The sequence below is a fragment of the Mesorhizobium sp. M4B.F.Ca.ET.058.02.1.1 genome, from assembly GCF_003952505.1.
Lineage (GTDB): Bacteria > Pseudomonadota > Alphaproteobacteria > Rhizobiales > Rhizobiaceae > Mesorhizobium.
Window position 1 is genome coordinate 3274200 of record NZ_CP034450.1, and the last position, 20918, is coordinate 3295117.

Annotated in this window: 13 protein-coding genes and 1 pseudogene; 6 read left to right on the plus strand and 8 right to left on the minus strand. The window is 65.2% G+C overall.

The window, feature by feature from the left end:
• Positions 1–12: 12 nt before the first annotated feature.
• The 7 genes from EJ073_RS16115 to EJ073_RS16145 form a co-directional block, all read right to left on the minus strand.
• Positions 13–555 (minus strand): thioesterase family protein, encoded by a 543-nt coding sequence (locus EJ073_RS16115; protein WP_126056607.1) that lies wholly within the window; start codon positions 553–555, stop codon positions 13–15.
• Positions 556–567: 12 nt separating this feature from the next.
• Entirely contained in the window at positions 568–2787 is a 2220-nt protein-coding gene (locus EJ073_RS16120; protein WP_126056608.1) for a 3-hydroxyacyl-CoA dehydrogenase NAD-binding domain-containing protein, read from the minus strand.
• 14 nt (positions 2788–2801) lie between these two features.
• Complete coding sequence (locus tag EJ073_RS16125) at positions 2802–4010, minus strand: acetyl-CoA C-acetyltransferase (protein WP_126056609.1); 1209 nt, start codon at positions 4008–4010, stop codon at positions 2802–2804.
• 33 nt (positions 4011–4043) lie between these two features.
• Complete coding sequence (locus EJ073_RS16130; RefSeq protein ID WP_126056610.1) at positions 4044–5213, minus strand: acyl-CoA dehydrogenase family protein; 1170 nt, start codon at positions 5211–5213, stop codon at positions 4044–4046.
• Positions 5210–5626 (minus strand): endonuclease domain-containing protein, encoded by a 417-nt coding sequence (locus EJ073_RS16135; RefSeq protein ID WP_245455264.1) that lies wholly within the window; start codon positions 5624–5626, stop codon positions 5210–5212. Before EJ073_RS16135 ends, EJ073_RS16130 begins: the two co-directional genes overlap by 4 nt.
• A gap of 146 nt (positions 5627–5772) precedes the next feature.
• Positions 5773–7569 carry an acyl-CoA dehydrogenase gene (locus tag EJ073_RS16140; RefSeq protein WP_126056612.1) on the minus strand — a complete coding sequence of 599 codons (1797 nt, stop codon included), beginning with the start codon at positions 7567–7569 and terminating at the stop codon, positions 5773–5775.
• A gap of 238 nt (positions 7570–7807) precedes the next feature.
• Entirely contained in the window at positions 7808–8272 is a 465-nt protein-coding gene (locus tag EJ073_RS16145; protein WP_126056613.1) for a MerR family DNA-binding transcriptional regulator, read from the minus strand.
• A 498-nt stretch (positions 8273–8770) separates the two neighbouring features.
• On the opposite strand from EJ073_RS16145, the gene EJ073_RS16150 reads away from it, so the two are divergent.
• The 4 genes from EJ073_RS16150 to EJ073_RS16165 all read left to right on the plus strand — a co-directional run bounded on the left by EJ073_RS16150 (position 8771) and on the right by EJ073_RS16165 (position 16047).
• A complete protein-coding gene (locus EJ073_RS16150) occupies positions 8771–12718 on the plus strand; it encodes a peptidoglycan-binding protein (protein ID WP_126056614.1) in 3948 nt (1315 codons plus the stop codon).
• A 192-nt stretch (positions 12719–12910) separates the two neighbouring features.
• Positions 12911–13834 (plus strand): sulfite exporter TauE/SafE family protein, encoded by a 924-nt coding sequence (locus EJ073_RS16155; RefSeq protein WP_126056615.1) that lies wholly within the window; start codon positions 12911–12913, stop codon positions 13832–13834.
• A complete protein-coding gene (locus EJ073_RS16160; protein ID WP_126056616.1) occupies positions 13834–14625 on the plus strand; it encodes a TIGR02186 family protein in 792 nt (263 codons plus the stop codon). Before EJ073_RS16155 ends, EJ073_RS16160 begins: the two co-directional genes overlap by 1 nt.
• A 165-nt stretch (positions 14626–14790) precedes the next feature.
• The gene (locus tag EJ073_RS16165; protein ID WP_126056617.1) at positions 14791–16047 is read left to right on the plus strand and encodes an Hsp70 family protein; all 1257 of its coding nucleotides are present in this window, start codon (positions 14791–14793) and stop codon (positions 16045–16047) included.
• Positions 16048–16062: 15 nt separating this feature from the next.
• Here EJ073_RS16165 and EJ073_RS16170 read toward each other — a convergent pair whose 3' ends face one another.
• On the minus strand, positions 16063–16968 hold the full coding sequence (locus EJ073_RS16170) for a LysR family transcriptional regulator (RefSeq protein ID WP_126056618.1): 906 nt from the start codon (positions 16966–16968) through the stop codon (positions 16063–16065).
• Between the two features lie 279 nt (positions 16969–17247).
• On the opposite strand from EJ073_RS16170, the pseudogene EJ073_RS16175 reads away from it, so the two are divergent.
• Together EJ073_RS16175 and EJ073_RS16180 are read left to right on the plus strand one after the other, a co-directional pair.
• A pseudogene (locus EJ073_RS16175) lies at positions 17248–20177 on the plus strand (molybdopterin oxidoreductase family protein).
• Positions 20174–20908: a 4Fe-4S dicluster domain-containing protein gene (locus EJ073_RS16180; protein ID WP_126056619.1), complete on the plus strand. Its 735-nt coding sequence runs from the start codon at positions 20174–20176 to the stop codon at positions 20906–20908. The pseudogene EJ073_RS16175 and the gene EJ073_RS16180 overlap by 4 nt, the downstream one beginning before the upstream one ends.
• Positions 20909–20918 lie beyond the last annotated feature (10 nt).

The window sequence follows — 20918 nt, forward strand, 5'->3', positions numbered from 1 at the left end:
GATCGCCAACGATCACGCCTTCTTGGCAAGTTCCCGCAAATTCCGGTGCGACGCCATGAATGCCTGCTCGGCCTCGGTCGGGGGGCGCGGCTGAGCAGAACGGCCAAGTGCGATGACCACCTCGCCAATGTCGAGAAAGCGGCGGCCGCGGCGGTCGTAGACACCGCCGGTGGTCATGATTTGCGCGGCCGTTTCGCCACTATCGAGGACGAAGCGGTGCCTGCCGATGACCGAGGTGCCTTCCCAGGTCTCGATCGAGGACACCACCTCGAAGCGCCGCCACAGCCGGATCTCGCGCACATAGGCCACCTGCAGCCCGCCGATCATCGGCGCCCAGCCGTTCCTGCGCGCCAGCGCGATGAGGCCGGCGCGCAGGAAGATGTCGATGCGGCCGAGATCGGCCAGCATCATGTAGCGGGCGTTGTTGAGATGGTTGTTGAAATCGATGTCGGTCGGCAGGCATCGAAAGACCAGCCGGCTTTCACCGCCGACGAGGTACGGGCCACGGCTTCGCGCCGTGGCCATCATGCGCGCCATGCGCGCCCAGACATACATCGGCGTCGGCCGTCAGGCTGCCTGCTTGATCTCGCCCTTCTGGTAAGGGTCGAAACGCTGGTAGAAGGTCTCGCCCTTCTCCGCCATGTCGAGCAGCAGCTTCGGCGCCTTGAACTCGGCGCCGTACTTCTTCTGCAGGGCCTTGGCGATCTTGACGAACTGCTTGGCGCCAATACCGTCGATGTAGGACAGCGCGCCGCCGGTGAAGGGGGCGAAGCCGAAGGCGAGGATCGAGCCGACATCGGCCTCGCGCGGATCGGTGACGATGCCTTCCTCCATCACGCGAACCGCCTCGAGGGCGATGGTGACCAGCAGGCGCTGCTTCAGTTCCTCATAGTCGACCTTCTCCGGCTTGAGCTGTGGATAGAGGTCCTTGAGGCCAGGCCACAGCTTCTTCTTCGCCGGCTTGGCCGGATAGTCGTAAAAGCCCTTGCCGTTCTTGCGGCCGAAGCGGCCATGCGTGTCGACCATGGTGTTGATCAGCGCCATCTGCTTCGGATCGACGGCCTTCTCGCCGAGATCCCTGATCGTCTGCTTCATGATCTTCTGGGCAAGGTCGATCGCCGTCTCGTCGGTCAGCGCCAGCGGACCGACCGGCATGCCGGCCGCCTTGGCGGCGTTCTCGATCATCGGTGCCGGGACACCCTCGATCAGCATCTTGTAGGCTTCCGACATGTAGCGCAGGACGCAGCGGTTGACGTAGAAGCCGCGCGTGTCGTTGACGACGATCGGCGTCTTCTTGATGGCGCGGACGAAATCGATGGCGGTCGCCAGCGCCTTGTCGCCGGTCTTCTTGCCGAGGATGATCTCGACCAGCATCATTTTGTCGACCGGCGAGAAGAAGTGGATGCCGACAAAATTCTTCGGTCGCGCCGAATTCTTCGCCAGCGAGGTGATCGGGATGGTCGAGGTGTTGGAGGCGAAGATCGCCGACGACTTCAGCACCGCTTCCGCCTTTTCGGTGGCGCTCTTCTTGACGGCGGAATCCTCGAACACGGCCTCGACCACCAGATCGCAGCCGGCGAGGTCGGCATAGTCGGCCGTCGGCGTGATCAGCGACAAGAGCCTGTCCTTGTCCTCGGGCTTGGCGCGGCCCTTCTTGACCTGATCAGAGATCAGGCTGTCGGAATGCGCCTTGCCCTTTTCGGCCGACTCCATGTCGCGGTCGAGCAGCACGACGGGAATGCCGGCCTTGGCCGTGACATAGGCGATGCCGGCGCCCATGAAGCCGGCGCCGAGGATGCCAATTTTCTTGAACTTGGTGTCCGGCACGCCGGCCGGGCGACGCGCGCCCTTGTTCAGTTCCTGCAGCGAGACGAACAGCGAGCGGATCATCGCTGCCGCTTCCCTGGTCTGCATGATCTCGGTGAAGTAGCGCTGCTCGATCTTGAGCGCCGTGTCGAAGGGTACCAGGAGTCCCTCATAGACGCATTTCAGGATCGCCCCCGCGGCCGGATAGTTGCCGTAGGTCTCACGACGCAGGATGGCGATGGCCGGCGGCCAGAGGTTGGCGCCCGCCGCCGAATAGACCGGGCCACCGGGCAGCTTGAAGCCCTTCTCGTCCCAAGGCGCCACCGGCTTCAGGCCATTCTTGATCATCGCCTTGGCGGTCTCGACCAGCTTCGAAGGCTCGGCGATCTCGTGGATCAGGCCCATTGCCTTGGCCTTCTGCGGCGTGAGAGTCTGGCCGGTGGTCAGCATCTGCAGCGCCTGCTGCGGGTCGGTCAGCCGCGGCACGCGCTGGGTGCCGCCGGCACCCGGGAAGATGCCGATCTTCACTTCCGGAAGCGCCATCTTCACCTTGTCGGAATCGGCAGCGACGCGGCCGTGGCAGGCGAGCGACATCTCGAAGGCGCCGCCCATGCAGGTGCCGTTGATCGCCGACACCCACGGCTTGCCGGAAGTCTCGATCTTGCGGAACAGGCCGGTCATGACGCCCGCATTGTCGAACAGGGCTTTGGTCGCCTTGCCCAAATCCTTCGCCTTGTCGGCGGCGAAGGCGCCCAGCATCTTCTGCAGCAAGGTGATGTCGGCACCGCCGGAGAAAGTATCCTTGCCGGAGGTGATGACCGCGCCCTTGATGGCCGCGTCGCCGGCGACATGGTCGACGATGGCGTTAAGCTCCCGCATCACCTCTTCGGTGAAGACGTTCATCGATCGATCCGGCATGTTCCAGGTGACCAGCGCAATGCCGTCGGCGTCGACGTCGAGGGTGAAATTGGTGTAGCTCATCTTCTCTCTCCCCGTCAGACGCGTTCGATGATGGTGGCGGTGCCCATGCCGGCGCCGATGCAGAGCGTGACCAGGGCGGTGTTCAGGTCACGGCGCTCGAGCTCGTCGAGCACGGTGCCGAAGATCATGGCGCCGGTGGCACCGAGCGGATGGCCCATGGCGATCGCGCCGCCGTTGACATTGATCTTGTCGTGCGGGATCTCGAAGGCCTGCATGTAGCGCAGCACCACCGAGGCGAAGGCCTCGTTGAGCTCGAACAGGTCGATGTCCGACAGCTTCATCTTGGCACGCTGCAAGAGCTTTTCGGTGACGTCGACCGGGCCGGTCAGCATCAGCACCGGCTCGGAGCCGATGTTGGCGAAGGCGCGGATGCGGGCGCGCGGCTTGATGCCCATCGCCTTGCCGGCCTTCTTGGAGCCGAGCAGGACGGCAGCGGCGCCATCGACGATGCCGGACGAGTTGCCGGCATGGTGGACGTGGTTGACCTCTTCGACTTCAGGGTGCTTTTGCACGGCAACCGCATCGAAGCCGCCCATTTCGCCGGGCATGACGAAGGACGGGTTGAGCGAGGCCAGCGATTGCATGTCGGTCGCCGGTCGCATGTGCTCGTCATGGTCGAGGATGGTCAGCCCATTCTGGTCCTTGATCGGGATCACCGAATTCTTGAAGCGGCCCTCGGACCAGGACTTGGCGGCGCGCTTCTGGCTCTCGACGGCATAGGCGTCGACATCGTCGCGGCTGAAGCCATACTTGGTGGCGATCAGGTCGGCCGAAATGCCTTGCGGCACGAACCAGCCGGGCAGGCCGACGGATGGGTCCATGAACCAGGCGCCGCCCGACATGCCCATGCCGACGCGCGACATCGATTCGACGCCGCCGGCGATGACGATGTCGTCGGCACCCTGCGCGATCTTGGCGGCGCCGAAATTGATGGCGTCGAGACCGGAAGCGCAAAAGCGCGAGATCTGCATGCCGGGCGCCTTGGTGTCGTAGCCGGCCTCGAAGGCGGCGGCGCGCGGAATTACCGAGCCCGCCTCGCCGACCGGGTCGACGCAGCCGAAGATGATGTCGTCGACAGTGCCGGTGTCGAGGCCGTTGCGGTCGCGCAGCGCCTCGAGCGTTTTGGCGGCGAGCCGCACCGCCGGCACCTCGTGCAGCGAGCCATCCTTCTTGCCTCTGCCGCGCGGCGTGCGCACGGCGTCATAGACGTAAGCTTCGGCCATTTTCCTGCTCCTTGGGTTTGCCGGTCGCCGCGCTCAGAGAGAGCGCCCGATCAGCAATTTCATGATCTCGTTGGTGCCGCCGTAGATGCGCTGGACGCGAGCGTCGCGGTACATGCGGGCGATCGGGTATTCATTCATGTAGCCATAGCCGCCGTGCAATTGAAGGCATTCGTCGACCACCTTGCCCTGCAGGTCGCTAAGCCAGTATTTGGCCATCGAGGCGGTGACCGGATCGAGGCCGCCATCGATGTGGCGGGCGACGCAGTCATTGTAGAAGACGCGGCCGATCGTGGCCTCGGTCTTCAGCTCGGCCAGCTTGAACTGGGTGTTCTGGAAATCGATGACCGCCTTGCCGAAGGCCTTGCGCTCCTTGACGTAGTCGATGGTCAAGGCCAGCGCGCGCTCGATCATGGCGATCGCGCCGGTACCGATCTGCAGCCGCTCCTGCGGCAGTTGCTGCATCAGCTGGACGAAGCCCTTGCCTTCCTCATGGCCGAGCAGGTTCGAGGTCGGCACGCGCACGTCGTTGAAAAACAGTTCGGAGGTATCGTTGGCCTTCAGGCCGATCTTGTCGAGGTTGCGGCCGCGCTGAAAACCTTCGACCTCGTCGGTCTCGACGACGATCAGCGAAGTGCCCTTGGCGCCCTTTTCCGGGTCGGTCTTGGTGACGACGATGATCAGGCTGGCGAGCTGGCCATTGGTGATGAAGGTCTTGGAGCCGCTGATCTTGTAGTGGTTGCCGTCCTTCTCGGCGCGCGTCTTGACGCCTTGCAGGTCGGAGCCGGCGCCGGGCTCGGTCATGGCGATGGCGCCGATCAGCTCGCCGGTCGCGAGCTTGGGCAGCCACCTCTTCTTCTGCTCCTCGGAGCCGTAATGGAGGATGTAGGGGGCGACGATCGAATTGTGCAGACCGATGCCGAAGCCGTCGACGCCGACATGGCCGATCGCCTCGATGATGGCGCTCTCATGCGCGAAGGTGCCGCCCGAGCCGCCATATTCCTCCGGCATCGAGGCGCAGAGCAGGCCGGCCGCGCCTGCCTTCAGCCAGCTCTCGCGGTCGACCATCTCGTTCTTCTCGAACTCGTCATAGCGCGGCGCGATCTCTTCAGACATGAAGCGCGACGCCATGTCGTAGAGCATTGCGACCTCGTCCGCCGCCCAGGCGGGTTTTGGCAAGCCAAGAATTTCGGCTGGATTTGTCATGCCATTTCCTCCGTGGCGCTGGCGTCCCCCTCCCCCTTGAGGGGAGGGTGGCCGCGAAGCGGTCGGGAGGGGTCGCCGGCGACACGCTCGGCCTCACCTTTGACAAACTGCGCAACATGCCAGGCGCTATTGATAACATCCGGCTCGTCGATCCTAAGCACGACGTAGCCAAGCGACTGCAAATAAGCGTCGCGGTTCAAATCATGACGCTTGCCAGCCTCGGTTTCATGCAGGTCGCCGTCGACCTCCACAATGAGTTTGACCGACGGGCAGACGAAATCGACAATGTACGGGCCGATCGGCGATTGCCGCCTGAACTTCAAACCGTCAGCCGTCAGCTCCCGCAATTCGTACCATAGCAAAGACTCCGCCTTCGTCGCATGGAGACGAAGCGAGCGTGCCTTCTGCCGCATTTCGAAACTCACCCGCGTCCGCGGCATTGCGATAGTCCTCCTCCCAGTGCGCATCCGTCAGAATTGGCGTCGAGCTCGTCGCGGGCGACCCCTCCCGACCCTTAGGGCCACCCTCCCCTCAAGGGGGAGGGGGACGCCGAGCATTTCTAGAACGCTTCCGCCGGCAGCGCCATTAGCGCGTCCGCGCCACTGGAAATGCGGGCAAGCCGCGTCGCCGTCTCCGGCATGATCCGCTCCATGAAGAAGCGCGCCGTCACCAGCTTGTTGTCATAGAAGGCCGAGGAGCCGTTGGCGCCATCGGCGAGCTTCGCGCCGGCGGCCTTCGCCATCTGCGCCCACATGTAGCCCAACGCCACCAGGCCGAAGAGGTGCATGTAGTCGGTCGAGGCGGCGCCCGCATTGTCGGGCTTGGCCATGGCGTTCTGCAGCAGCCACATGGTCGCCGCCTGCAGGTCGTTGAGGCCCTTCTTCAGCGCCTTGGTGAAGGGCGCCAACTTCTCGTCGGCACGGTTCTCCTCGCAGAACTCGCCGACCTCCTTGAAGAAAGCCTGTACGCCGCGGCCACCGTTCTGCGCCAGCTTGCGGCCGACCAGGTCGAGCGCCTGGATGCCGTTGGCGCCCTCATAGATCATGGCGATGCGGGCATCGCGCACGAACTGGCTCATGCCGTGCTCTTCGATATAGCCATGGCCGCCGAACACCTGCTGCGCCATCACCGCGTGGTCGAAGCCCTTGTCGGTGAGCACGCCCTTGACCACGGGCGTCAGCAGGCCGGTGTAGTCGTCGGCCGCCCGGCGATCGTTGTCGTCACCGGCGCGGTGCGCGACGTCCGACTTGATCGCGGTCCACAGCGCCAGCGCGCGGCCGGCCTCGTTATACGCCTTCATGGTCATCAGCGAGCGGCGGATGTCGGGATGGACGATGATTGGATCGGCCTTCTTGTCCGGCGCCTTGGCACCCGACAGCGACCGGCCCTGCAAGCGGTCCTTGGCGTAGGAGACGGCGTTCTGGTAGGCGATCTCCGACAGCGACAGCCCCTGCAGGCCGACGCCGAGGCGGGCCTCGTTCATCATCGTGAACATTGCCTTCAGGCCGCCATTGGCCTCGCCGAGCAGCGTGCCTTCGGCCTCGTCATAATTCATGACGCAGGTCGAATTGCCGTGGATGCCCATCTTCTCCTCGATCGAGCCGCAAGAGACGGCGTTTCTTTCACCTGGCTTGCCCGAGGCGTCGAGCTTGAGCTTCGGCACAATGAACAGCGAGATGCCCTTGACGCCTTCCGGCGCACCCTCGATGCGGGCCAGCACCAGGTGGACGATGTTGTCCGCCATGTCGTGCTCGCCGGCGGAGATGAATATCTTCTGACCGGAAATCTTGTAGGTGCCATTGCCGTTCGACACGGCCTTGGTGCGCAGCAGGCCAAGATCCGTGCCGCAATGCGGCTCGGTGAGGTTCATGGTGCCGGTCCATGCGCCCTCGACCAGCTTCGGCAGCCAGGTCGCCTTCTGCTCGTCGGTGCCGTGGGTGATGATGGCGGCGATCGCGCCTTGCGTCAGGCCCGGATACATCATCAGCGACATGTTGGCCGAGACCATATATTCGGAAACCGCCGTGTGGACCGTGTAGGGCAGGCCCTGGCCGCCGAACTCGGCAGGCGCGGCGAGCCCCATCCAACCGCCCTCGCGATACTGGTCGAAAGCCTCCTTGAAGCCCTTGGGCGTCGTCACCGAGCCGTCATCATGGCGCACGCAGCCTTCCATGTCGCCGACACGGTTGAGCGGATGCATGACGTTCTCAGCGAGCTTGGCGCCCTCGGCGAGGATCGCCTCGAGGACGTCGGGCGTCGCGTCGGAGAAGCCGGGAAGATTGGAATAGCGCTGATAGCCCAACACGTCGTTGAGCACGAACAGCGTGTCCTGGATCGGCGCCCTGTAGATCGTCATGCCTTCCTCCACCCTTGCGGTCTGGCCCTGCCAGCAAGTTCTCGATCAAAGCGCAGATCGGAGGCTGAGCCAATGTCGACGCCCCGATAGCAAAAATTGACGTTTGCGTAAACGTCAATCTTGTCGCAGACGCAAAATTTTCGTGAGCTGACGCATGGCCGCCAAAAGAAAAGAGCCGCGCGGCACAGGCCGCGCGGCTCCTCGTCCGAGACTTTCCGCCGGAAGCCGGCGCACAGGATCAGCCGGCTGCGCTGGCCTGTGGCGGCGCGGCGCGTTGGGCAAGCATCTGGCGCACCGCCGTCATCGAGGCGCTCAACTCGTTGATGGCGTCGTCGATCAGCGCCCGCTGCTTCTGCAGGCGAGCGAGCTGCTTCTCGGACTTGTCGAGCGCCAGCCGCAGCTGCTTGGTGTTGGAGCCGGTCGGATCGTAGAGATCCATCATCTGCTTGACGTCGCGCAGCGAGAACCCGACCTTGCGGCCCAGCAGGATCAGCTTCAGCCGGGCCTTGTCGCGGCGCGTGTAGAGACGGGTCGAACCGTCGCGCTTCGGGTTGAGCAGGCCCTTGTCCTCATAGAAACGTAGCGTGCGCAACGTCACGCCATATTTCTTGGCCATTTCGCCGATGCGGACAAGTTCCTCGCCGGTTTCAGTCGATATGTCATTGGTGTTGGCCGCGGCTTCGCCGGCCGAAACAAGCTTCATGGTCACTGGCTTTCCCCGTCTGGTGGCGCCGCGGTCCCGGACCTTGCGTCGCCTGAGTGGAAGCGGGGGCGTGCTTCCAGTCGTGGTTTCAACGAAAAATCGCAAAAGGGGGATCTGCACACCTCTTACGTTTACGTCAATTCTATACCGAGTGCCGGCTCATGACGCAAGGGTGTTCTAGGCTAAGAAACGTTATGCCGCACCCGTTGGCGCACGAGCGGGATGCCCGGAACGATTTTTGCGGCGGCGACCGCAGTGGAAAGGATCATGCGCAAGTTCTTAAGCTTGGTTAACGCGTTGTTTACCACGTTGGGTGAAATGTGCGCATGTCGGTCACCCGTGTTTATCCTGTAGCGAATTTTTCACGGTTTTCGAAGCGCGGGCGAAAAGCCCGGGAGGCTAGCCCTCCGCCGCGGCAGAACCGCACGGTCGCCTTCGTCCCGGCGAGACTTTGGGGAATCCGGTCACGAGCCGGCAATTCTGAACACGGGCGCATCGATGAACAGCAAGCGGTCCTATCTCGATACACTCAATGCCGGCAGGCAGCGCAGGCCGCACACCACGCTCGAGCAGTTGAACCGCTCCCTGGAAACGCTGGAGCAGCGGCTGGAGCGGACGCGCGAGGATACGGCCGAGCGCCTCGACCCTCGCCGCCAGCCGGAACCGCGCTACGCCAGCGCCCAGCCTTACAGCCAGCCGCCGCGCTGGTACGAGGATCCGCAGCCGACGCCGCGACCAAAGACGCCGGCGCCGGCCGCGCCCGCGTTCGAGCAGAACTATCAGGCGATCGCCCGCGACATCGACCGCGTGCGCGGCCAGGAGGACAGCGTCGCCGTGGTCGGCAAGATCGCCGGCGAGCTGCGCGGCCTGCGCGAGGAATTGCGCCACCAGATGACCGCCGGCCTCAAGCGCGAGTTCGACGCGCTGCGCAACGACATCGAGCGCGCCTTCCAGGCGAATGGCCAGGCGGACAAGGGCAGCGCCGAGCTCGGCCTCGAATTCGAGCGGCTGTCCGGCGCCATCCAGACGCTGGCTGAGAAGAGCGACGACAGGAGCGTCAACCTGCTCAGGCTCGAGATGGAGCAGGTCAAGGGCGCGCTGGACACGCTGGCGCGCGAGGAAAGCGTGCGGGCGGTCGATCGCCGATGGGACGACTTCGACCGCCGCTGGAGCGCCTTCGAGGACCGTGTCGACGCCGACCAGCGCAAGCGCTCCGACAATCCAGGCCTTTCGGCGTTGACCGACCGCCTCGAGCAGATCAGCAATGCCGTCAACAACCTGCCGGAATCGCTGTCGCTGCGCTCACTGGAGGAAAAGGTCCGCACGCTTGCCGGTGCCGTCGACCAGTTCGCCAGCCAGCAGAGCAATCGAGGCAGCGACACGTTCGGCATGATCGACGAGCGGCTGGACGAGATCTCCCGCGCCATCGTCGCCTCGACCGTTGCCGCGCAGGCCAATGCCTTCGACCCGGAACCCTTCGAGCGCATCGAGAAGCGGATCGCCTCGCTGGCGCAGCAGATCGAGGAAGTGACCCAGGCCCAGCCCGGTCGAGAGGTTATGGACCGGCTCAACCTTCTGTCGAGCCGCGTCGACGAGCTGGCCGGCCGCGCCAACCTGCCGGAGCAGGCCATGGAACGGCTCGGCAGGCAGATCGCGCTGATCGCCGACAAAATCGACCACGCGCCAGCCATGCCCGATGCCGATTATATCTTCCAGGGACTTGAACAGCGCTTCGACGCGCTGTCGGGGATGATGGAACGCCGGCAGGGTGATGCGATCGAACAGGGCAACATGCTGTTTCGCGATCTCGAGCGGCGGCTGGACGAGGTTGCCGACAGGCTCGACCAGCGCATGCCGCAGGCCGACAGCGCCGGCATCATGGATGCCATCGACGCCCGCTTCACCGCGCTCGCCAAGCGCCTGGAGACGCGGGTCCCCGATCCCGCCAACGAAGCGGCGATCCGCGGCCTGGAAAGCCGGCTGGAAGACATATCAAGCCGGCTTGAAACATCGGCCGCTCAGGTCGCCGGCATCGACCCGGCGCTGATCCGCAGCCTGGAGGCGCAGGTCGCCGGGCTTTCGGCGCATCTCACCAGGCCCGGCACGCCGCTGCCGGAATTCGAGGACATCAGCCCGCGCCTCAACGAGATCGAGAAGTCGCTGGCCGGAACACGCGATACCATCCTCAGCGCGGCGCGCGAGGCGGCCGAGAGCGCGGTGCGTTCGATGGCCGATACGAGCGCCAATACAGCGGCGGTCAGCGGCCTTGCGCAGGACCTGAAGACGCTCGAAGCCCTGACGCGCCGTTCCGACGAACGCAATTCGCGCACCTTCGAGGCCATCCACGACACGCTGCTCAAGATCGTCGACCGGCTGGGTTCGCTGGAAACCAGCGAGCCTGTGGAAGCCGTCAGCGAACTCATCGACCCGCAGCCGGCGAGTAAGCGCGGGAGCCGCGGCTCCAAGATAGCGGTGCAGGATGCGCCGTCGATGGATATCGACCAGCCGCTGCCGCTGGCCGGGGACATCGCCGATCTCGACACCCGTGCCGCCGCCATCCTGCGCAACGAACCGGTTGCGCGCGACGAGCCGGCGCCACGTTCGCCGGCTGAAGCGGCGGCGGCCGCCGCCATGGCGGCGCTCGGTTCGGACACGATCGCCGAAAAGGGCGAGAAGGCCGGCAAGAAATCGATGTTCGGCGGACTGGCGCGCGCCTTCAGGGGCAAGAAGCAGGCGGATACGCCGCCGCTCGCCGGTTCGGCGCCTGAGGTCGACGCCCCAAGCGTCGACATCGACCAGCCGCTCGACCCGAAACTTGCCAACCGGCCGCTGGAGCCAGGCTCGGGCGCACCAGACCTCAGCGCCATCATGAAGCGCGTGCGCGACGAGCGTAGCCCGCCCGTCAAGCGCAGCGAGAGCGACGCGGCCAAGTCCGACTTCATCGCCGCCGCAAGGCGCGCAGCGCAAGCCGCCGCCGCCGAGGCCGACGCGCTGAAGCGCCAGTCGACGATGGGCGGGCCGGTCAAGGCGCTCAGGATCGGCGATCTGCTCAAGGCGCGGCGCAAGCCGATCCTGATGGCGGCGGCCGCGATCATGCTAGCGCTTGCCGGCCTGCAGCTTGGCAAGGCCTTCTTCTCCGATCCGGCCCCGGTTGCCAGCAACGACGCCGCGCCGATCATCGCCGCCCAGCCGGTGGAGACGGCCTCGCTCAACGCCACGGCCGAACCGAAGACCATTGCCGAGCCAAAGGCGGCTTCCGCGGCGCAGGAGACGCCGACCCGTGCCGTGCGGCAAGCGGAACCGGTCAGGGACGCGGCGCCCGCGCAGACCGCGGCCGTGCCGCCGACGGACGCCGATATGGTGAAGCAGGCGGCGCCCGCCGCCACTGAGCCGGCACCAACGCCCATGGCTTCGGCCGCGCCTGCTGCGACGGCGCCGGATGTCACCGCTGCAGCGCCCGCGGCGCCAGCAACGGACGCGGATGCCGACGCCGAGCCGATGGCCACGGCGCCGACCGCCGCGCCGACGGTGCCCGCCACCACCGGCGCGGTTCCGCCCGCCGGCGCCGCGCCTGAGGCAGCGGCGGCGACATACAACATCCCGGCTGACGCAGGTCCGCAGGCCCTGCGCGACGCGGCGGCCGGCGGTGACGCCAAGGCGCTGTTCGAGGTCGGCTCGCGCTATGCAGAATCGCGCGGCGTCAAGGAGGACATGAAGGCGGCGGCCAAGTGGTACGAGAAGGCCGCCGAGCTCGGCCTCGCGCCGGCCGAATACCGCATCGGCAATTTCTACGAGAAGGGGATCGGCGTCGCCCGCGACATCAAGAAGGCCAAGACCTACTACCAGCTCGCCGCCGAGCAGGGCAACGCCAGCGCCATGCACAATCTCGCCGTGCTGTTCGCCATGGCGGCGGACGGCGTGACCGACAATGAGTCGGCGGCACACTGGTTCCAGGCCGCGGCCGACCGCGGCGTCAAGGACAGCCAGTTCAATCTCGGCATCCTGGCGGCCAAGGGCGTCGGCATGAAGCAGAACCTGGAGGAATCCTACAAATGGTTCGCGCTCGTCGCCAAGACCGGCGACAAGGACGCTGCGTCCAAGCGCGACGAGATCGCCAATGCGTTGCGTCCGGAGCAGCTGGAGCGGGCGCGCGCCGCTACCGAGCTGTGGAAGGCAAAGCCGATCGAACAGGCAGCCAACTCCGTCGACATCCCCGAATCCTGGCAGGAGGGGACGCCGCAGACGACCGCCAGCATCGACATGAAGAAGGCGGTCAAGAACATCCAGCTGATCCTCAACAAGAACGGCTATGAAGCCGGCGGCGCCGACGGTGTGATGGGCGACAAGACCAAGACCGCGATCATTGCCTTCCAGACCGACAACAAGATGAAACCGACCGGCGAGGTCGATGAACAACTGGTCAAGGCGCTGCTGGCGCGCAAATAACGGCAGAGGCGTCGCTTCCGCGATGTCCTTGCCACACATTTGCCTGTTAACTGATTGAGATGTTTTTTGTTTCGACGCGGCGGCGGGGTTTGGTCCCCGCCGCCGCGTCGGCGCAAGAAAAAATTGGCTTTTCGGTGCGAGACTGCACGCTGCGGCTGCATCGCCGACAGGCAAACTGATCGAGACTGACGGGTGGGCATCTATCTCCCGATCGCGGAAATTTCCGTCAACGTCTTCGTGCTGCTGGCCATGGGGGCGGCGGTTGGTTTCCTGTCGGGCATGTTCGGGGTAGGCGGCGGCTTCCTCATCACGCCGCTGCTGATCTTCTACAACATTCCGCCGGCCATCGCGGTCGCCACCGGCGCCAACCAGGTCATCGCCTCTTCCTTTTCCGGCGCGCTGTCGCACATGAAGCGCGGCACGCTCGACTTCAAGCTCGGCGGCGTGCTGCTCGCGGGCGGCATCGTCGGCTCGACCGGCGGTGTCTATGTGTTTGCCGTGCTGCGCCGGCTCGGCCAGTTGGATCTCTTCATTTCGCTGCTCTACGTCGCGCTGCTCGGCACCGTCGGCGGGCTGATGCTGGTCGAGAGCGTCAATGCGCTGCGCGCCACCCGCAGCGGCGCCGCACCCGTGCTGAAGAAATCCGGCCAGCACAACTGGATCCATCGGCTGCCGTTGAAGATGCGCTTCCGCGCCTCGAAGCTGTTCGTCAGCGTCATCCCGGTGCTCGGGCTCGGCGCCGGCATCGGCTTCCTGTCGTCGATCATGGGTGTCGGCGGCGGCTTCATCATGGTGCCGGCGCTGATCTATCTCCTGAAAGTGCCGACCAACGTCGTCATCGGCACCTCGCTGTTCCAGATCATCTTCACCTCGGCCTACACCACGCTGGTGCACGCCACCACCAACCAGACGGTCGATGTGATGCTCGCCTTCCTGTTGATGGCGGGCGGTGTCGCCGGCGCGCAATATGGCGCCAAGGCCGGCCAGAAGCTGCGCGGCGAGCAGCTCAGGGCATTGCTGGCGCTGCTGGTTCTGGCCGTCGCCATCCGCCTGGCGATCGATCTCTTCGTCACCCCGCCCAATCTCTATTCGCTTTCCGCAGCGGGCCTGAACTGATGGCGGGGTGGAAGGGGTTCGCGGCCGGCGCTTTGCTTCTGCTCGTCGCGGCCGCGTCGCCGACGGCGGCGCAGACTCCGCCGGTCGAAGGAATCCAGATCGGCCTGTCGACCGACGCCGTCTCGATCACCGCCGGGTTTTCCGGCGCCGACCTCACCATCTTCGGGTCGCTGGAAAACCCCGATCCGCTGGTTGCGCGCCAGGGGCGCTACGACGTCATCGTCGTGCTCGAGGGCCCGCCGCGACCGGTGGTGGTGCGGCGCAAGGACCGGGTGCTCGGCGTCTGGATCAATCTGGAGTCGGAGACGTTCGAGAATGTGCCGGTGTCCTATTCGGTGGCCACGACGCGGCCGCTGCAGGACATAACCGAACCGAACAGCTACAAGCAGCTGTCGCTCGGCTCGGCCAACCTCTACATGAAGCCCGCCGACGAGACCGACAGCCCGGCGACGATCGAGGAGTTCACCGCCGCGCTGCGAGATCGCAAGAAGGCGACCGGGCTCTACAGCGAAAATGTCGGCGGCGTGCAGTTCCTGTCGCAGAACCTGTTCCGCGCCACGGTGAGACTGGCGCCCGACGTTCCGGTCGGCACCCACAAGGCGCGCGCCTTCCTGTTCAAGAGCGGCATGTTCATCAAGGAAAGCTCGGCCCAGCTCGAAATCCGCAAATCCGGTTTCGAGCAGTCGATCTTCCGCGTCGCGCACGACTATTCCTTTCTCTACGGCGTCTTCGCGGTATCGCTCGCCATGCTGACCGGCTGGCTGGGGCGGCTGGTCTTCCGCAAGGATTGATCTCCCCGGGAAAAGAGGCTTTCCCTTTTTTCGATGATGCGATAAACCGCCGCCTCCCAAGGCAAACACGCACATTCAATTCAGCAGAACGGTCCGGCCATCCGGACGTCCGCTCCTTGCCGGCGCCGGCGATCCGCTGCGACGAACCAATGACAGGAGGCTGCTATGCAATCAGCATTCGGCGGCATCGATTTCGGCACGTCCAATTCCACCGTGGGCGTGATCCGGAACGGGCAGGCGCGACTGGTAGCGCTGGAAGGTGAACAACCTACATTGCCAAGCGCCGTCTTCTTCAACTTCGAGGACGGCCATACCTATTTCGGCCGCCGTGCTATCAGCGACTACACCGACAGCATCGAGGGGCGGCTGATGCGCTCGCTGAAGAGCGTGCTCGGCAGCTCGCTCGCTCACGAGAAGACCCGCATCAAGGCGCGCCTGATCGGCTTCACCGACATCATCGGTTTCTTCATCGCCCATCTGAAGAAGCGCCTCGAAGAGGACGCGCGCGCTCCGGTCGAGACCATCGTGCTCGGTCGGCCCGTACAATTCGTCGACGATGACGCCGAGGCCGATGCGAGGGCGGAAAGTGAGCTTGAAAAGGCGGCGCGCGCCCAGGGGTTCAAGCACATCGCCTTCCAGTTCGAGCCGATCGCGGCGGCGCTCGACTACGAGCAGAAGGTTACCCGGGAGGAACTGGCGCTGATCGTCGACATGGGCGGCGGCACGTCCGACTTCTCGGTGGTGCGGGTCTCGCCCGAGCGCGCCCGCTCGAACGATCGCAAGGGCGACATCCTGGCCAACCGCGGCATCCATATCGGCGGCACCGACTTCGACCGGCTGCTCAGCATCGCCCACATAATGCCCGAACTCGGCTATCTGACGCCGACCAAGGACGGCAAGCGCAATCTACCGGCGAGCTATTTCATCGACCTGGCGACCTGGCAGCGCATCAACCTCGTCTATACCGCCAAGGCGATGACGGACCTGAAGCAAATCCGCTTCGAGGCCGAGCGCGCCGATCTCGTCGGCCGCTTCATCCATATCGTCGAGCACCGCTACGGCCACGCGCTGGCGGGCCTGGTGGAAAGGGCCAAGATCGCGCTGACGGATCAGCCTGCCGCCGAGGTGAAAGTGTCCCTGCCCGGCGCACGCTTCGCAGCCGAGATCACGCGCGCCGGCCTCGAGGCAACGATCGGGGCCGACATCGACCGGGTGACCAAGACCGTGAGGCAGACGATTGCGGATGCCGGTGTTGACACCTCCGCCATAACTGCCGTGTTCCTGACCGGTGGTTCGACGGCGATCCCTCTCGCCAAACGCCAGATCCTCTCGCTGGTGCCGCAGGCCTCCGTCATCGAGGGCGACATGTTCGGCTCGGTCGGGCTTGGACTGGCGCTCGATGCGCGGCGGAAATTCGCCTGAAGCCCTTCTTCCCGATCAGCCCCTGTCCGCCGGCGGCAAGTCCGCCTTTCCCAAATGCGCCCGCAGCGCCGTCTGGGCGAGGCTCGGCTGGCGATCGCGGTGGGTGATGATTGCAAAGTCGCGCCTCGCCAGGGCGATCGGCACCGACCGCAAGCTGCCTTCGGCCACGGCTCTGCCGACGACGAGTTCCGAAATGATGGTGGCGCCGGCGCCCGCCTCGACCGCCTGGCGGATCGCCTCGTTGCTGGGCAGGACGAGGAATATCCTGAGGTCCGCGAATGGCACCGCCTCGCGGCGCGCGAGATCCTCCAGCGCCTCGCGCGTTCCCGAGCCGCCCTCCCTGATGATCCAGCGCAGCTCCCTGATATCGGGATGGCCCGGCGCATGTTCGGCGATCTTCGGATGCGACGGAGCGACGACCAGAAGCAGCCGATCCACATCGACCTTGGCGCGCCGCAGGATATCGGATTCGGTCCGCCCCTCGACCAGGCCGAAATCCGCCGTGCCGTCGAGGACCTGGGTTTCGACCTGGCTGGTGTTGCCGATGCTGACATTCAGCCTGACGGCGGGATAGGCCTCATGGAAGGCAGCCAGCCGGCGTGGCAGCCAGTAGCTGGCGATGGTCTGGCTGGCGGCGATCGACAGGCTGCCGGTGACAGTCTGCGAGACATCCGCCAGCACGTTGCTGGCGGCCGCGGCGCGTTCCAGAACGGCCTTGGCCTCGGGCAGGAACCGGCGTCCGGTCTGCGCCAGCTCGATGTTGCGCCCGACGCGGTCGAACAAGCGCACGCCATGCTGCTGTTCGAGCGCGCGGATGGCGGCCGAGGCGGCCGACTGCGAGATGCCCAGAAGCTCGGCCGCCTTGGTCATATGCCCGCGCTCGGCGACGGCGACGAAGATGCGCAACTGATCGAGAGTCATGCCCGCATTAAGAAGGACAGTCGATTGGAATTACAAGAGCAACTTGTTAGACAGATCGATTGCTTTGTTCTAAGTTTTTAAGCGGAGTCGGAAAAAAATCGCGGCCGAGTCGCGAGGATTAGAATTGATGGGGCGTTTCAAGTCTTTGTTCGCACATTGGACGCGCAGCCTTCGGCGGCGGGTCGCCGGCGAACGCTATCACCCTGAACAACACTACATGCGCGGTCCCGGACCCAAGACGAGAGCCAAGAACGCGGACCGTAAAAGCGCCCACCGATCATGAGCCACGGTGCGCCGCGCGGCGCAAATTCCGCCCCGTCGCAAAGGCCGCTGGCCGACACGCGCGCGCCTGACGAGGGTGACGGCGTCGACACGTCGCCCAGCGTCTCCGACCGGATCGCCAAGACAACCTGCTACATGTGCGCCTGCCGCTGCGGCATCGACGTCCACATCAAGGACGGCAAGGTGCGCTACATCAACGGCAACAAGGACCATCCGGTCAATCGCGGTGTGATCTGCGGCAAGGGCAGCGCCGGCATCATGCAGCATTACAGCCCGGCACGGCTGACGAAGCCGCTTCTGCGCAGCGGGCCGCGCGGCTCGGGCGAATTCCGCGAGATCGAATGGGAGGAAGCCTTTTCGATCGCAACGGAGCGGCTTTCCGCAATACGCCGGAGCGATCCCAAAAGGCTCGCCTTCTTCACCGGGCGCGACCAGTCGCAGTCGCTGACCGGCTGGTGGGCAAGCCAGTTCGGCACGCCGAACTTCGCCGCCCATGGCGGCTTCTGCTCGGTCAACATGGCGGCCGGCGGCCTCTACACGATCGGCGGCTCGTTCTGGGAATTCGGCGAGCCCGATTGGGACAACACGAAATACTTCATGCTGTTCGGGGTCGCCGAGGACCATGATTCCAACCCGATCAAGATCGGCCTCGGCAAACTCAAGGCGCGCGGCGCCAAGGTCGTCTCGATCAATCCGTGCCGCACCGGCTACAACGCCATCGCCGACGACTGGATCGGCATCAGGCCGGGCACCGACGGCCTGTTCGTGCTGGCGCTTGTCCACGAGCTGCTCAAGGCCGGCCGCGTCGATCTCGACTATCTGCTGCGCTACACCAACGCCCATCTGCTGGTGATCCAGGAGCCGGGGGGGCCGATGACGGGCTGTTCGTTCGCGACGGCGCCGGCCATCCGCTCGCCTGGGACAGGATTGCGAAGACCCCGGTCCAGGCTGCCGACCCCAACGCGAAACCGGCGCTGACCGGCAGCCACACGGTCAACGGCCGCCGCTGCGTTCCGGTGTTCCAGCTCATTGCCGACCGCTATCTCGACGACAGCCATTCGCCCGACGCCGTCGCCGGCCGCTGCGGTGTTGCCGCCGACACGATCCGCCGCATCGCGGCGGAACTCGCGCATGTCGCCTTCGAGCAGACGATCGAACTGCCGGTGGCCTGGACCGATTGGGCCGGACGCCGGCACGAGACGATCAAGGGCCGGCCCGTGTCGATGCACGCCATGCGCGGCATCTCGGCCCATTCCAACGGCTTTCACACCTGCCGCGCCATTCATCTGCTGCAGGTGCTGCTGGGCACCGTGGATGTGCCGGGCGGCTTTCGCTTCAAGCCACCCTATCCGCGTTGCGCACCGCCGGGACCGAAGCCCGCGGGCAAGCATGTCCGGCCGATGACGCCGCTTGAAGGCATGCCGCTCGGCTTCGTCTGCGGACCGGATGACCTTCTGGTCGACGAGACCGGCACGCCCACCCGCATCGACAAGGCCTATTCCTGGGAGGCGCCGCTCGCCGCCCACGGCCTGATGCACAGCGTCATCCGCAATGCCTGGGCGGGTGATCCCTACCGGATCGACACGCTGTTGATGTACATGTCGAACATGGCCTGGAATTCCTCGATGAACACCGTCGAGACGATTCGTATGCTGACCGACAAGGATGCATCTGGCGCGTACAAGATCCCCTTCATCATCTATTCCGATGCCTACTACTCGGAGACGGTGCCGTTCGCCGACCTGGTGCTGCCGGACACGACATATCTCGAGCGGCATGACTGCATCAGCCTGCTCGACCGGCCGATCAGCCATGCCGACGGACCCGGCGACGCCATCCGCTATCCCGTCGTGGAGCCGGACCGCGACGTCAGGCCGTTCCAGTCGGTGATGATCGAGCTCGGCGCGCGGCTCGGCCTGCCCGGTTTCGTCAACGCCGACGGCTCGCCCAAGTACCGGGACTATGCCGACTACATCGTCAACCACGAGCGCACGCCCGGCATCGGTCCGCTCGCCGGCTGGCGCGGAAAGGACGGAAGCGCGATCGGCAGAGGCGAAGCCAATCCCGATCAGCTGCAGCGCTACATCGACAATGGCGGCTTCTGGCACCACGATTTTTCCGCCGACCAGCGTTATTACAAGATGGGCAACCGCGCCTATCTCGACTTCGCGGTGCAGATGGGTTTCATCGCCAAGGCCGAGCCAGTCGTCTTCCAGCTCTATTCCGAGCCGATGCAGCGCTTCCGGCTGGCCGCGCGTGGCCATGGGAAGGTGCGGCCGCCGGAGGCAGAGCGGACCCGCATCGAGACCTATATGGACCCGCTGCCGTTCTGGTACGCACCCTTAGAGGACGACGCTGCCGACCTCAAAAAATATCCTTTGCATGCGCTGACGCAGCGGCCGATGCACATGTACCATTCCTGGGGCTCGCAGAATGCGTGGCTGAGGCAGATCACCAGCCAGAACCGGCTGTTCGTGCATGCAAAGACGGCCGCCAATCTCGGGCTGGCAGATGACGACTGGGTGTGGATCGAGAGCGTCAACGGCCGGGTGAAGGGACAGATCAAGCTGATCGACGGCGTCAACCCCGACACGGTGTGGACATGGAACGCCATCGGCAAGCGGCGCGGCAGCTGGGGGCTGAAGCACGATGCGGCGGAGAGCAATCGCGGCTTCCTGCTCAACCACATCATCGGCGACCAGACCGCGGCGGACGCCAATGGCAAGCGCTATTCGAACTCCGACCCTGTGACGGGACAGGCGGCATGGTTCGACGTGCGGGTTCGGATCGTCAAATGCGCGTCGCAAGAAGCGGGCTTCACCGAGCCGCAATTCGAGCGGTTCAGAGAGCCGCCACACTCCCACCCCTCGCCTGACATGCTTCAGTTCGGCGCCGAGTTCCGCACGAACAGGGAAGCCGCCGAATGACCTGCCTTCCCGCGCAAACCGACAAGAAGCTCGGCCTGGTGATCGACCTCGACACCTGCGTCGGCTGCCAAGCCTGCGTCACCGCTTGCAAGGAATGGAACACCGGCGGCCATATGGCGCCACTGACCGATATCGATCCCTATGGCGGGCATGTCGACGGCGTCTGGTTCAACCGCGTGCACGCTTATGAGCACACGACCGAGATGGGCGGGCGCACGGTGAACTTCCCGCGTTCCTGCCTGCATTGCGAGACGCCTGCCTGCGTCACCGTGTGCCCGACCGGCGCCTCCTACAAGCGGGCGTCGGACGGCATCGTGCTGGTCGACGAGGACAAATGCATCGGATGCAAACTGTGCAGCTGGGCCTGCCCCTACGGCGCGCGCGAGTTCGACACGCAAGTCGGCGTGATGAAGAAATGCACGCTCTGCGTCGACCGCATCTACAACGACAATCTGGCCGAGGAGGATCGCGTGCCGGCCTGCGTGGCGGCCTGCCCGACCAGCGCCCGCCATTTCGGCGATCTCGGCGATCCGGCGTCAGCCGTATCGCAGCTGGTGACGGCGCGCGGCGGCGTCGACCTGATGCCGGAACTCGGCTATCGCCCGACCAACAAGTATCTGCCGCCGCGCGCCCATACGGGACGCGCCGCCAGGGTGCCGGCGCCGGCGCTAGAGCCGGTGCGGGCCGAAGGCGGCTTCCTCGGCTGGATCGACCGCATGCTTTCGAACTAGCATCCCGGCC

Excerpts from the sequence above, each read along its gene's own strand:
- EJ073_RS16115 (WP_126056607.1), bottom strand. The coding sequence starts at position 555 with ATGTATGTCTGGGCGCGCATGGCGCGCATGATGGCCACGGCGCGAAGC.
- EJ073_RS16120 (WP_126056608.1), bottom strand. The coding sequence starts at position 2,787 with ATGAGCTACACCAATTTCACCCTCGACGTCGACGCCGACGGCATTGCG.
- EJ073_RS16125 (WP_126056609.1), bottom strand. The coding sequence starts at position 4,010 with ATGGCCGAAGCTTACGTCTATGACGCCGTGCGCACGCCGCGCGGCAGA.
- EJ073_RS16130 (WP_126056610.1), bottom strand. The coding sequence starts at position 5,213 with ATGACAAATCCAGCCGAAATTCTTGGCTTGCCAAAACCCGCCTGGGCG.
- EJ073_RS16135 (WP_245455264.1), bottom strand. The coding sequence starts at position 5,626 with ATGCGGCAGAAGGCACGCTCGCTTCGTCTCCATGCGACGAAGGCGGAG.
- EJ073_RS16140 (WP_126056612.1), bottom strand. The coding sequence starts at position 7,569 with ATGACGATCTACAGGGCGCCGATCCAGGACACGCTGTTCGTGCTCAAC.
- EJ073_RS16145 (WP_126056613.1), bottom strand. The coding sequence starts at position 8,272 with ATGAAGCTTGTTTCGGCCGGCGAAGCCGCGGCCAACACCAATGACATA.
- EJ073_RS16150 (WP_126056614.1), top strand. The coding sequence starts at position 8,771 with ATGAACAGCAAGCGGTCCTATCTCGATACACTCAATGCCGGCAGGCAG.
- EJ073_RS16160 (WP_126056616.1), top strand. The coding sequence starts at position 13,834 with ATGGCGGGGTGGAAGGGGTTCGCGGCCGGCGCTTTGCTTCTGCTCGTC.
- EJ073_RS16165 (WP_126056617.1), top strand. The coding sequence starts at position 14,791 with ATGCAATCAGCATTCGGCGGCATCGATTTCGGCACGTCCAATTCCACC.
- EJ073_RS16170 (WP_126056618.1), bottom strand. The coding sequence starts at position 16,968 with ATGACTCTCGATCAGTTGCGCATCTTCGTCGCCGTCGCCGAGCGCGGG.
- EJ073_RS16180 (WP_126056619.1), top strand. The coding sequence starts at position 20,174 with ATGACCTGCCTTCCCGCGCAAACCGACAAGAAGCTCGGCCTGGTGATC.